The sequence below is a fragment of the Streptomyces phaeofaciens genome, from assembly GCF_014648915.1.
Taxonomy (GTDB): domain Bacteria; phylum Actinomycetota; class Actinomycetes; order Streptomycetales; family Streptomycetaceae; genus Streptomyces; species Streptomyces phaeofaciens.
This window is the reverse complement of the sequence record NZ_BMSA01000004.1, coordinates 39,162-51,530: the sequence shown is the minus strand read 5'-3', so window position 1 is coordinate 51,530 and position 12,369 is coordinate 39,162. Positions and strand designations below refer to the sequence as shown.

Here is a 12,369-nt window from a genome sequence, read left to right as displayed (position 1 = left end):
TGTCCGTCTCCTCTCCGCCCTCGGGCGGAGAGGAAACGGACGGAGTGACCTGTGAGGCTGGAGGGGCGCCCTGCCACCGGAGCGGGCCGCACCCGGGTCGAGGAAGCAGGGGCAGGGGCAGTGGGCGTGCCGGAGCAGGGGCCGCGGAGCCTGGTCGAGCGGATGGAACACCACCAGGTCGCGGTCTGTCTGGCGGCGCTGGCCGCGGGCGGGCTCCTCGGCCGGGCGGCTCCCGGCCGGGCGGAGGGTCTCCGACGCGGCGATCACCACGTTGGTGCCCCTGATGGCCGCGACCCTGCTGACCGTCGTCGCCTCCCAGGTTCCCCAGCTCGGCGACAGCCTGGCCGACGTCGCCGCCGTGGTCCCGTTCTACGTGGTGTTCCTCGTCGTCATGGCGTTCGCCGGGAGGGCCGTGGCCCGTCTCTTCCGCCTCGTCCCCGCGACGGAACCGGCCGCCCCCGAGCCCACGGCGCACTGACCCCCTCGTCCGGCCCCCGGGGCACATGCTCGCCGCCCGGCCCCCCGGCCACGCCTCGTGGGAGCCACCCCGGCCGTTGAGTGACCTGCATCACTTGTTGTCACAGGAATCGGCCGCGCGGTGTCTCGAGGGCGAACCCCTGAACCGGAGGAGACACCATGACCGGGAACACCGAAGTTGTCGTGATCGGCGGCGGATACGCCGGCGTCATGGCCGCGAACCGGCTGACGCAGCGCGACGACGTGACCGTGACCTTGATCAACCCGCGCCCGGCCTTCGTCCCGCGGCTCCGCCTCCACCAGCTGGTGGGCGGCTCCCACGACGCGGTGGTCGACTACCGCGAGGTCCTGGCCGACGGCGTACGGCTGGTGGTCGAGACCGTGACACGGATCGACGCGGCCGGGCGCCAGGTCGAGCCGGCGCGTGGGGGCACGGTCGGCTACGACTACCTGATCTACGCGGCGGGCAGCGGCAACGCCGCCCCGTGCGTGCCCGGGGCGACCGAGTTCGCCCACCCGATGGCCACCCTGGAGACGGCGCGGCAACTGCGGTCCGTCCTCGACGCCACGCCCGCGACGACCCCGGTGACGGTCGTCGGAGGCGGACCGACCGGCATCGAGACCGCCGCAGAGCTCGCGGAGCGGGGCCGCCGGGTGACCCTCGTCTGCGGAGGCGATCTCGGCCCGTACCTGCATCCCCGGGCCCGAAGGACGGCTTCCCGGCGGCTGGCCGGGCTCGGGCTGACCGTGCTCGACGGGCCCGGCACCAAGGTCACGGCGGTGACCCGCGACGCCGTGCACCTCGACGACGGCCGTGAGGTGCCGAGCGGGCTCACCGTCTGGACCGTCGGCTTCGGCGTCCCGGACCTGGCCGCGCGCAGCGGACTGAGCACCGACACGGTGGGGCGCGTGCTCACGGACGAGACGCTGACCAGCGTGGACGACGAGCGCATCGTCGCCGCCGGGGACTCGGCGGCCCCGTCGGACCTGCCGTTCCGGATGAGCGCGTACGCCGCGGGCTGCCTGGGCGCCCACGCCGCCGACACGGTGCTCGCCCGCATCGCGGGTGTGCGGCCCGCACCCGTCGACCTGTCGTTCCCCGCCATGTGCGTCAGCCTGGGGCGCCGCGCCGGAGTCTTCCAGTTCGCCCACAAGGACGACACCGCGATGAGGCTCTACGTCGGCGGCCGCGCGGGCGCGAAACTCAAGGAGCTCTCCTGCAACTTCAGCGTCAAGCATCTGACGACCGAGGCACGCAAGCCCGGTGCGCACACCTGGCCCAAGGGCGACCACCGCAAGGAACTGCTGCGGGGCGGGCGCCGAGAGGCGTCGGCCACCGTCGAACGGGCAGTCTAGCCAGGCCCTCGTGACCGATCCGGCCGGCTGCCGAACGGCCGCCGAGGAAAAGCGATCCTGCCGTGGACGCACGTTTGAACGCCGCCCGTCGCGGGGCCGGCCATGAAGGAGAGGGGCCAAGACATGACCGACGCCACCACTGACCCGGCGACCGAGACGTTCCTCGCCCACCGCAACCTGCTCTTCACCGTCGCCTACGAGATGCTCGGCTCGGCCGCCGACGCCGAGGACGTCCTCCAGGAGACCTGGCTGCGCTGGGTCGAGGTCGACCTGGACCGGGTGAGCGACCGACGCGCCTACCTGGTCCGGATCACCACCCGCCAGGCACTCAACCGGCTGCGCACGATGAAGCGCCGCAGGGAGGCGTACGTCGGCCCCTGGCTGCCCGAGCCGCTGCTCACCACACCGGACGTGGCCGAGGACGTCGAGCTGGCCGAGAGCGTGTCGATGGCCCTGATGCTCGTCCTGGAGACGCTGGCACCGACCGAGCGGGCGGTGTTCGTGCTGCGCGAGGTCTTCGACGTCGGCTACGACGAGATCGCGGCCGCCGTCGACAAGAGCCCGGCCGCCGTCCGCCAGATCGCCCACCGCGCCCGCCGGCACGTCGACGCCCGCCGCCCGCGGAAGACGGTCTCCCCGAGCGAGGCCCGGGCGGCGGTGGAGTCGTTCCGGCGCGCGCTCGACACCCGGGACCCGCAAGGTCTGCTGGACGTGCTCGCCCCCGACGTCGTCCTGATGAGCGACGGCGGCGGCCTGAAGCGGGCCGCGCTGCGGCCGGTCGTCGGCGCCGACAAGCTGGTCCGCTACTACCTCGGCGGGTCCAGCAGGCACGAGGCCACGATCACCTGCGAACCCACCGTGGTCAACGGCAACCCGGCACTGGCCCTGTGCCTGGACGGCGAGATCGACGGCGTCATGGCCATGCGTGTCGAGGACGGCCTCATCACGGGTGTCTACTACGTCCGCAACCCGGAGAAGCTGACCCGCGTCGCATCCGAGACCGCGCTCACTCTGCGGTGAGCAGGAACTCCGCCACCAGGTCGGTGGGGTTGGCTTCCCCGGTCAGGGTGAACATCTCGTCGGGCCGGAACATGTCGTACAGGATCACGGGCACCGGCCGTCCCAGTCGTGCGGCGATGTGGTGGCCGGTGTGCAGGTGCCGCGCCAGGTCCACGCAGAGGGCATGGAACTCCTCGTCGAGGTGCTCGTCGCGCATGTCCCGTTCCGCGTCGGGGAGTTCGTCGTCGTCCTCGTACCACAGGCCCTGCGCCGTCGCCTCGCGGCGGTGCAGGGCGGCGCCGTCCGGGTCGTGTTCGCGGTGGTGGCCGGCGATACGGATCCCTTCCAGCCCCGACGGAGGGAAATACGCGTAGCTCCAGCGCGCCTCCCAGGGCTCGGGAGGGTTCGGTTCCGCCAGCAACCGGGCCACCTCCGCCTCGGTGTTGTAGCCGATCGCCAGATAGGGGAAGCGCGGGTCCTGGTCGACACTGTCGATCCGGAACGTGACGGCGTAGATCCCGCGGGTCGCCTCCTCGGGGAACTCCGCCAGGGCGCGTACCGTCATCCGCGCCATGTGCTCCCGGAACGTCATCAGGTGCTCTCCTCGGTGACGAGGACCGGTGGCCCGGCCTCGATGCGTCACGAGACGACACATCGTCTCGGCGGGCGGGAGTCAGCCTACGGCGCCCGCGCGGCGCCACCGCGGGGGATGCCGAGCCCGCCGAACGCTGCCGCCGCGGCACCACCACTGTTCAGGGACGCAGGATGGAATCATGGCCGGATGTCCGACACATCCTTCGTGGCCGCGCGGTGGCCGCTCACGCCTTCCCGTGCGGCCGACTGGCTGCTGGACCTCTGCGGCGACGGGCTGACCGGGTTCATGCCACCGGCGTCGCCGGACGCGGTCTGGGTGCTCAACGCCATGTACGAGCACGAGCGGGGCCCGACCGATGTGTCGCACCACGAGTACCACCAGGCCCGCCTTGCGGACGGAAGGGCCGAGCCCCTCGTCGTCGCGGGTATCGATCTCGACGCCGTGGGGGTCGCCACCGGAGGCGGCCTGGGCCGCGCCGAGCATCCGGGCCGTGGCTGGCGCCGGCTGCGCTGGGCGGAGCTCGCGCGGCGGACCGGAGATCCTCGGGTCCCCGACGGGCTCCTTCCCTCCTTCCGCTGCTTCCCCTCGGTCAGGAAGCACGGCAGCTGGCCGCTCGGCATCCACCCGCCGACCGAGGGCAGCCTGGACCGCGAGACCTGGAACCGGCTGATCGCCGTCCTCACCGAGCACAGCCCCGCGGGCGCGGACACCCGCTGTCTGGCCTACTACAGCCCGCTCACGCTCGGAGCGGCCGACTTCGAGAACCCGCACGTACGCACCGGCCGACTCGGCGACGCCCCGATCCTGTACGACAACCCCGAAGTGGACTTCAGCCCGTCCAACCTCTGGGCCGAGGACCGCTCCTGGGTCCTCTGCACCGACTACGACCTGTGGGCCACCAAGGTCGCCGGCCCCGCGGCGCTCGTCGCAGCCCTCCTGGACGACCCGGAGATCGAGGCCGTACGGCTGCCCTGACAGCCTGGTCCGCCGGCTGCCGGGTATCGGTGTCCGCCGGGGGGCGTCCGGCCTTTCCTGCGGTCTCCTCGCGCCTACAGGTAGTCCTCCAGCCGGGCCACCGTGAACCCCTGTTCCTGGATGTGGCGCAGCAGGTTCGTCGTCATCTCGGTGATCGAGGTGCCCTTGAGCTCGGAGGGTCCGCGGAAGTGGGCCAGAACGATGTCGCCCGGGTGGAGCTTCTCGTCGCCGCGCTGGTACTGCATGTTCTTGATCTGCATGGACTCGCGCCACAGGACGATCGCCTCGATGCCGCAGCTCGCGGCGGCGGCCCGGGTGTTCTCGTTCCAGTTGCCGTAGGGCGGACGGAACAGCCGGGGTGCGGTGCCGTAGCGGTCCTTCAGTTTCTCCTGCTGGCCGCAGATCTCCTGCCGCTGGGCGTCGGCGCTCAGGGTGGGCAGGTTCGGGTGCGTGAGGGTGTGGTTCTGGACGCCGTCGCCGAGCCCCTGGAGCCGCTCGAAGTAGCCGTAGTCGGTTCGGATGGCGGAGTCGGTGAGGAACATCGTGAACGGGATCTTCAGCTCCCGCATCATCGTCACGAACTCCGGGTCCTTCTCGGCGCCGTCGTCGAACGTGAGGAAGACGATCTTCTCCTGGGTGGGTATCTCGCTGATCACCGGCACCTCGCCGCCGTCCGTCCGCCGGCCCGCCGGCTTGGTCGACGGCGGCGAGGGCGGTGCCGCCAGCGGCTCGATGCCCCACTTGCGGTAGGCCGCCTCGGTCGCGGCCCGTGCATCCGCCGCGTCTTCGGAAGGGCCCGCGGCCGGTGCGGAGGGGCCCGCGGTGGCGGGAGGGGAATCGGAGGCCGCGCGTGATTCGGGTGCGCAACCCGTCGCCAAGCCCGTCGTGAGAAGGAGGCAGGCGAGCGCCGCCCCCCTGATCCGCCAGTCCACCGCGTGCCACCCCATGCCGTTCGTACAGCTCAGTCCGTTCACCTGCTTGATGGCGAACAGATGTCCGAGGTTCCACTTCGGGACACTGCGATGCGGCGCGGAGCATCGGCCCGACCCGCCGAGCCCTTTGTTCTCGCCGCACCCGTCGGGTCGGGTGACGGATCACTCACGGATCCGAGGCACGGGGGAGTGGACCAGCCGCCTCACCCGGGTCGATCGTGGATGACATGAACGATCACCGCATGGCACCCGCCGACCCCGGTCGCTCCGCCGAACCCGCTCCGGTGAGGGACGTGCCTCCGGGTGAGGAGGCCGAAGAGGTCCGCCGCTTCTGGGGGCGGCTCGGTCTGCCGGGGCTGGTCGACGTGCACACGCACTTCATGCCCGAGCGCGTCCTGCGCAAGGTCTGGGACTACTTCGACGCGCTCGGAGAGCTGACCGGTGGGGTCGAGTGGCCGATCACCTACCGGGAGGAGGAGGCGGAACGGACGGCCCGGCTCCGCGAGTTCGGGGTGCGCGCCTTCACCGCCATGCTCTACCCGCACAAGCCCGGCATGGCCACGTGGCTGAACGGCTGGGCGGCCGACTTCGCCCGCCGCACCCCCGACTGTCTGCACACCGCCACCCTCTACCCCGAGCGGGGCGTCGAGGCGTACGTCCGCGAGGCCGTCGAGGCGGGCGCACGCGTCTTCAAGGCACATGTCCAGGTCGGTGCGTACGATCCCGCCGACGAACTCCTCGATCAGGCATGGGGGTTGCTCGCCGAGGCAGGGATCCCCGTGGTGATCCACTGCGGATCCGGACCCGCGCCGGGCAAGCACACCGGCCCCGAGCCGATCGCGCGGGTGCTGGCACGGCATCCCCGGCTGCGGCTGATCGTCGCGCACATGGGCATGCCCGAGCACGAGGAGTTCCTCGGCCTCGCCGAGCGGTACGGGGAAGTGCGGCTGGACACGACGATGGTGTTCACCGACTTCACCGAGCGGCTCATGCCGTTCCCCCGCCACGCCCTGCCCCGGCTGGCCGGCCTCGGCGACCGCGTCCTGCTCGGCTCGGACTTCCCCAACATCCCCTATCCGTACGTGCATCAGCTCCACGCACTGGAGCGGCTCGGCCTCGGAGACGCGTGGCTGCGGCGCGTGTGCCACGACAACGCGGCCGCGCTGTTCGCACTCGGAGTGCGGCCGACCGGCGCCGCGTCAGGTCCGTGACGCCCCCGGACCGGATCCCGCGACCGGCTCGGGCAGGGGCCGTGGACGCCGCCCGGATCGGATCCCGTGACCCGCTCACGCAGGGGACGTGGACGCCGGTGCCCCCGCGCCCGCGGCCTCCACGACCGTCTCTCCGGCCCGCGTACGCGCGTACAGCACCTCTCTTCCCGCACGGTGGGCGCTGACGAGGCCCGCGGTGCGCAGGGCGGTGAGGTGTTGGGAGACGCCACCGGGAGTCAGCCCGGTCCGGCGGGCCAGGCCGGTGGTCGAGGCGGGTGCGGTCAGCGCGGCCAGGATGGTGGCGCGTGAGCGGCCCAGCACGCCGGCCAGGGCGTCGGACACGGTCGCGGGCCGCGTGTGCCAGAGCGTGCCGACGGCGCGTGGCGGGTAGCGGAGCGAGGGCTGCCACGGCTCGGTGAGTACCGAGAACACGCGGGGCCACACGAAGGCGGACGGCACCAGCAGCAGGCCACTGCCGTCGAGTCGGCGCGCTCCGTGCACGGTGCGGTGCTTCAGATGCAGTGTGCCCGCGGCCCAGGTGACCTGCGGGTCGAGGTCCGAGAACAGGTGCTGGGCACCGCCTTCGGCCAGCCGGCCGACGCGGTAGCGGATGTCGTCCTCCAGCAGGGTGAGGATCCGCGACCAGTACGGGGCCAGGGCCAGATCCCAGTAAGCCTGCAACACATCGGCCAACCGCCCGAGTTCGGTCGCCGGGTCGGCGCGCAGCGCCGCCATCCGCGCGGGCGGAACCTCGGCCGTCGTGCGCAGCAGCGCCGGTGGGGTGGCCCGGACGGTGGCCAGCTCCACATCCAGCGACGGCAGCGGTGTCGTGGGCGGCGGGCAGATGAACCCGGGAACGTGGCCGGACCAGGGGGAGCGGGTGGGTACCGGCACGAGGTCGAACAGCGGGCCGAAGTCGACGTTCGACGCCGCCAGTTGCGGGCGTACCCGTTCGGCCCAGGTGCGATGCAGACCGTGTTCGTCCGCGCCCTTGAGCACGCGCACACTGGCCACCGCCTCCCACAACGGGGAGATCGCGAAGCGGGTCCGGACCACGTCCTCCAGGCCGAGCCTGATCTCGATCATTTAGCCAAGAGTAAATCAGTAGGCGGGGCGGTGGGCGGCCGCGCACGGTACCGGTCATGACCCGAGCACCTCAATCCCCTTGGCGGACACATGACTTCCGTGTGCTCTTCGCCGCAAGCGCCCTCAGTCACCTCGGCAGCAACGTCGGCTACGTCGCCATCCCGCTGCTCGCCGTCACCGCCCTCGGCGCGGGACCCGGCCAGGCCGGCGCGCTGGCCGCGCTGTCCACCGCCGCCTTCCTCCTCATCGGCCTGCCGACGGGTGTCTGGGTGGACCGCCTGCCCGCCCGCAGGGTGTTGGTGGCCGCCGACGCGGCCCGCGCCGTGCTGTTCGCCTCCCTCCCCGTCGCCTGGTGGCTCGGCGTTCTGTCGCTGCCTCAGATGTACGCGGTGGTGCTGCTGAACGGATGCGCCACGGTGTTCTTCGACGTCGGCTCGCAGAGCGTGCTGCCCCAACTGGTCGGCCGTGACCGCCTGGTACCGGCGAACGCGGCCGTCGTGAGCCTGATGGCCGGCGCCAACATCGCCGGCCGTGGCGCGGGCGGCTTCCTGGTCCAGCTGTTCACGGCCCCCCTCGCGATTCTCGGCGGGGCCCTCGCCTACCTGGCCTCCGCCGTCGGTCTCACCGGCATCGAGCGGCGACGGGCTCCGGCGGTCGCGTCGGCCGACCGGCGCCGGCTGCGAGCCGAGACGGCCGAAGGGCTGCGCCACGTTCTCGGCAACCGCGAGCTGCGCGCGCTGGCCCTCACCGCGACCCTCACCAACCTCGGCGCACAGATGATCAACTCCGTACTGCCCGTGCTGTTCATCCGCGAACTGCGCCTGTCCCCGGGAGCGCTCGGGACGTACTGGGCGGCCGGCGGCCTGGGCATCCTGCTCGGCGCCGGCCTCGCCCACCGCCTCGCCGCCCGCCTCGGCCACGGTCGCACCCTGGGATGGGCCGGCCTCTGGTTCGCACCCGCCGCACTCGCCGTCGCGCTCGTCGGTGACGGACCGTGGGTGTGGGTGGCCGGCGCGGGGTGGCTCGCGACGATGACCAAGACGGGCATCGACAACGTCCTCGGTGTCGCCCTGCGGCAGCATCTGACCCCGGACCGGCTGCTCGGCCGGATGAACGCCACCTTCCGGTTCATGCTCACCGGTGCCCTGGCGATCGGCTCCGCGCTCGGCGGCGTCGTCGGCCAGGCGGCAGGCGTACGGACGGCGGTCTGGGCGGGTGCCCTGTGCATGGCCTGCGCCTTCCTCCCGGTCTTCTGTTCCCCCGTCCGTACGCTGCGGGAGCTTCCGGCGGCCGCACCGCCCTCCCGCCGGGCCTCGGCGGCCTCTTCGACGGAGGCGTGACCGGGCGGGCGAGGCGCACGCCACCGGAGGCCGCGCACCGGCCGGCCCGCCGGGGGAGTCCGCGGCCGGACGCGGAGCCGATCGCATCGGCCTCAGCGGCTCCGCCACCACCGCCGACGCCGGACGTGCCGGCTGTCCGCGATGCGGTCGTGGAGGTACGTGTGCGGGAGATCGGCTGTCCGGCGGGCGAGTTCTTCGAGTGCCGACAGGTAGGAGCCGTCGCTGCCGCGCAGTTCACGCTCGCGTTCCACGTAGGGACGGGCGGCCTGCCAGACATGGATGATCCGGTACCGCAGGATGGGCAGGAACAGTTCTTGGTCCACGATGTGGAAGACGGTCAGGTTGGCGAGGGACTGGTAGTAGTAGACGACGTTGCAGAACGCCGCCTTGGCGTCGTGCGGGAGCCCCCGGACACCGACGTCGGGGGAGTGCTCCTGCTGGAGCCGGGCGCACACGTAGTCGTGCTGGTCGTGAAACGAGGCCGACCGGAACTCGGCGAGCAGTTCGAGCATCGCTTGGATGTTGTTCGTGTGCCGGCTGACGCGTGTCTGGCGGATGCCGAGCCAGGTGGGCACGGCGATGGCGATCACCGCGATCACGACCGGGAGGACGTTGACGAGGAACTCCTTGAGCATCCGGTCAACGCTAGGAAGGAGCCGCCGCGAGCAGGCGGGATGAGCGCGCCCGGAGCGTTTGTGCCGTCTCTTGAACGGCCCCGTCGCCGGAAGGCCTCAAGAGGCTTGAATGTGATCGGACCGAAGCCGCCGGGCGCCCGGTTCCACGAGGGCGGGACACGGGGACGGCCGGCCCTGGTTCCCTAGCTCGTCGCTCGGGATCCCGGGTCCCTGGTGAGATGCCCGAGCAGCAGACGGTTCAGTGCCTCGGGCGCCTCCTCCGGGATCCAGTGGCCGGCGCCCTGGAGGATCTCGAAGCGGTACGACCCGTCGACCCACCGTCCGGTCGCCTGGGCGGCCGCCGGACCGAACGCGGTGTCCTCCGTGCTCCAGACGTACAGCGTGGGTACGCCGATGGCGCCGATCGCGCGCTCGGGGCGGCCGGACCGGTACCAGTTCAGCGCCGCGGTGAGAGCGCCCGGCCGCGACAGGTGGCGCAGGTAGGCATCGACGCTGGTCCGCGGGACCTTGTCGGCGTAGAGAGTGCGGAGCAGTTGGGCGTCATCGGCGAGCATCGCGTCCTCGGTGGCGGGTGTCTCTCGCCAGTCGATCATGTAGCGGGACCGTTCGCGCTGGTCCTCGTCGGTGCGCAGGGCGTGGGCGAGAGCGCCGGGGTGCGGGGTCGAGACGACCGTCAGCGTGCGGACGCGGCCGGGATGGGCTTCGGCGGTCCACCACGCCACCGCACCTCCCCAGTCGTGGCCGACCAGGTCGAATGTCGTCCAGCCGAGTTCTTCCGTGATCGCGACGACGTCGTCGGCCAGGGCGCCGATGCCGTAGTCCTCGGGCCGCTCGGGACGCACCCCGGGGGAGTAGCCCCGCTGGTCCGGCGCCACCACGCGGTAGCCGTGCTCGGCCAACGCCACGATCTGCCGTCGCCAGGCCAGCCTCGTCTGGGGGAAACCGTGCAGCAGGAGTACCGGGCGGCCCTCGGGCGGACCTGCCACGGTGGCGTCGAACACGCCCGCGGCCGTGGAGATGCTCACCTCGGTCACAATCCGCTCCCTTCGTACCGACTGGTCGGTCAGCCTTCTGGGCGCGGGCGTGGATTGTCAAGGCCGGTGCAGACTCAAGGGTCACCCGGGGGAGCCAAGCCACGCGGTCGGGCCACCGCCTCGCCACTCGATGAGGCTCGACCCCTCGACATAACTCTCGTCGGCGTCCTCGATCCCGACCTCGCGCAGGAACTCGGCTATGTCCAGCAGCCCGTACGCCATCCCCAGGAAGTGGTCGTCGACACGGACCCTGCGGCCGCCGTCCGCGGCGGGCGGGTAGATCACGACGGGCCGAATGGAAGCCATGGTCACAGGGTGCGCCGGGGACCGGCCGTCCGCATGCCGGGCGCCTGTGCCGAGAGGAAGGAGCCCTCGCACCATGCGCGAGCAAGGCCCTGCCCTCGGCGGAGGCCGGCCGATAACACCTGGCGGCGGGGCGTGCGGTCGGGCAGGGTGCCGGGTGATGAGCGACGAGGACGAGATGACCTACGCCCGCCACGACACGGTCGAGGGCCTGCTGCAACGCGGGCGTGGCCTCGGCGCCGTACGGGCGCTCCAGGACCCGCAGGGGACCGCGAGGTTCGTGTACGACGGGGTCCGCCGCGACTGGCGGTGGGACGGCGTCGACGACCGCGCCCTGTACCTGGCGCGGCTGGTCCGGGATCTGGAGCTGCCCCCGGCGCCGATCGTCGCCCGCCTGGCACAGGACGAGGAGACCTGCCTGCGGGCCTGCGAGGTGCTGGAACTGCTGGCCCTCGGCGGATCGGACGAGGCCCGGGAAGCACTTCGGAGGTACGTCCGGGAAGGCGAGCACTGGGCGCGCGTGGTCGAGTCGGTCTCGGTCGCCTGGCCGGGCGAGTGGTGGGACGACCTCGGGGACGTCGCCCGCGCCCGGATCGGCGAAGCAGCCGAACTGCCGTGGTACCGCGAGCCCTGGACCCGGTTCGGGATCGAGGTGCAGTCCCACCCCTTCGCACCGCGGCCGTCCCTGGCGGGGCTCGGCGACGACGAACTCCTCGCCCTGCTCGCCGACGGCTCGACCGAGAGCGACACGAAGGTCGACGCGCTGCGTGCGTTGCGCGACCGCGAGCCCGCGGAGGCCCTCATCCCGCTGGTTCCCTCGCTCGGCACCCCGGACGGCCGACTGCCCCTGCCCCTGGTCAGGCGAGCGGTCGAACGCCTCGGCGCCCTCGCCGTACCGGCGGCGCACGGGTGGGCGCAGGACGGACGCCCGTGGCTCGCGCGACTCGGAGCGGACGTGCTGGCCGACCACTCCGGCCCCGAGGCGCTGCCGGGACTCGTGGAGGAACTCGCCGAACAGTGGGCGGCGCGCGCCTGGTGCGGCCCGGACCGGACGGCGCGGCGAGTCGCCCGGTTCGGGCCCGAAGCGGCCGAGGCGGTGCCCTATCTGCGGCGCTTCTGGCTCACCACCCCGCACTCGTACGAGCGGGCCGCCTTCCTGGAGGCGCTCGCCGCCATCGACCGGGGTGGCCTGGACCACGCCTACACCGAGTCCCTCTGGGACTGCGAGGAAACAGCACGGCTGGCGGGGATCACCTCGGCGCCCGCGAGCCCGGAGGTCCTGGAGCGGATCGCGGTGCTGCGCGACGACCCGGCGGAGACGCCAGAGGTACGAGCCGCGGCCCGAACGCGGCTGGCGCCCGCCACCGGCCTCGTCTGACCTGACGCTCGTGCGCCGATGGCGGCGCCGATGCGGCAGCCGGCCACG

12 protein-coding genes and 1 pseudogene are annotated in these 12,369 nt (G+C 72.4%); 7 read left to right on the top strand and 6 right to left on the bottom strand.

What is annotated here, in order from left to right; genetic code table 11:
• Positions 1–220: 220 nt before the first annotated feature.
• The 3 genes and pseudogenes from IE275_RS10080 to IE275_RS10070 all read left to right on the top strand — a co-directional run.
• A pseudogene (locus IE275_RS10080) lies at positions 221–433 on the top strand (arsenic resistance protein); the annotation flags it as partial.
• Positions 434–636: 203 nt separating this feature from the next.
• The gene (locus IE275_RS10075) at positions 637–1,833 is read left to right on the top strand and encodes an NAD(P)/FAD-dependent oxidoreductase (RefSeq protein ID WP_189709966.1); all 1,197 of its coding nucleotides are present in this window, start codon (positions 637–639) and stop codon (positions 1,831–1,833) included.
• Positions 1,834–1,956: 123 nt separating this feature from the next.
• Positions 1,957–2,853, top strand: a complete 897-nt coding sequence (locus tag IE275_RS10070) for an RNA polymerase sigma-70 factor (RefSeq protein ID WP_189709964.1) — start codon at positions 1,957–1,959, stop codon at positions 2,851–2,853.
• On the opposite strand, the gene IE275_RS10065 is transcribed toward IE275_RS10070, so the two are convergent.
• Positions 2,840–3,424, bottom strand: coding sequence for a hypothetical protein (locus IE275_RS10065; RefSeq protein WP_189709962.1), 585 nt, complete (start codon positions 3,422–3,424; stop codon positions 2,840–2,842). The two genes, IE275_RS10070 and IE275_RS10065, sit on opposite strands and share 14 nt — an antisense overlap.
• A gap of 189 nt (positions 3,425–3,613) precedes the next feature.
• On the opposite strand from IE275_RS10065, the gene IE275_RS10060 reads away from it, so the two are divergent.
• Positions 3,614–4,402, top strand: a complete 789-nt coding sequence (locus IE275_RS10060; protein WP_189709960.1) for a hypothetical protein — start codon at positions 3,614–3,616, stop codon at positions 4,400–4,402.
• Positions 4,403–4,476: 74 nt separating this feature from the next.
• Here the strand turns inward: IE275_RS10060 and IE275_RS10055 are convergent, their stop codons facing one another.
• Positions 4,477–5,349: a polysaccharide deacetylase family protein gene (locus IE275_RS10055; RefSeq protein ID WP_189710485.1), complete on the bottom strand. Its 873-nt coding sequence runs from the start codon at positions 5,347–5,349 to the stop codon at positions 4,477–4,479.
• A gap of 212 nt (positions 5,350–5,561) precedes the next feature.
• Here IE275_RS10055 and IE275_RS10050 point away from each other — a divergent pair, with 212 nt between their 5' ends.
• Positions 5,562–6,545 (top strand): amidohydrolase family protein, encoded by a 984-nt coding sequence (locus IE275_RS10050; RefSeq protein WP_189709958.1) that lies wholly within the window; start codon positions 5,562–5,564, stop codon positions 6,543–6,545.
• 75 nt (positions 6,546–6,620) lie between these two features.
• Here the strand turns inward: IE275_RS10050 and IE275_RS10045 are convergent, their stop codons facing one another.
• A complete protein-coding gene (locus IE275_RS10045; protein WP_189709956.1) occupies positions 6,621–7,631 on the bottom strand; it encodes an ArsR/SmtB family transcription factor in 1,011 nt (336 codons plus the stop codon).
• Positions 7,632–7,687: 56 nt separating this feature from the next.
• Between IE275_RS10045 and IE275_RS10040 the strand changes: the two genes are divergently transcribed.
• Positions 7,688–8,971, top strand: coding sequence for an MFS transporter (locus tag IE275_RS10040; protein WP_189709954.1), 1,284 nt, complete (start codon positions 7,688–7,690; stop codon positions 8,969–8,971).
• Between the two features lie 92 nt (positions 8,972–9,063).
• On the opposite strand, the gene IE275_RS10035 is transcribed toward IE275_RS10040, so the two are convergent.
• From IE275_RS10035 to IE275_RS10025, 3 genes are all read right to left on the bottom strand, one after another.
• Complete coding sequence (locus IE275_RS10035) at positions 9,064–9,606, bottom strand: DUF4760 domain-containing protein (RefSeq protein WP_189709952.1); 543 nt, start codon at positions 9,604–9,606, stop codon at positions 9,064–9,066.
• A 182-nt stretch (positions 9,607–9,788) separates the two neighbouring features.
• Positions 9,789–10,640, bottom strand: a complete 852-nt coding sequence (locus IE275_RS10030; RefSeq protein ID WP_308435643.1) for an alpha/beta fold hydrolase — start codon at positions 10,638–10,640, stop codon at positions 9,789–9,791.
• Positions 10,641–10,721: 81 nt separating this feature from the next.
• A complete protein-coding gene (locus IE275_RS10025) occupies positions 10,722–10,946 on the bottom strand; it encodes a hypothetical protein (RefSeq protein ID WP_189709950.1) in 225 nt (74 codons plus the stop codon).
• 157 nt (positions 10,947–11,103) lie between these two features.
• On the opposite strand from IE275_RS10025, the gene IE275_RS10020 reads away from it, so the two are divergent.
• Complete coding sequence (locus IE275_RS10020; RefSeq protein WP_189709948.1) at positions 11,104–12,321, top strand: hypothetical protein; 1,218 nt, start codon at positions 11,104–11,106, stop codon at positions 12,319–12,321.
• The last annotated feature ends 48 nt before the right edge of the window (positions 12,322–12,369 follow it).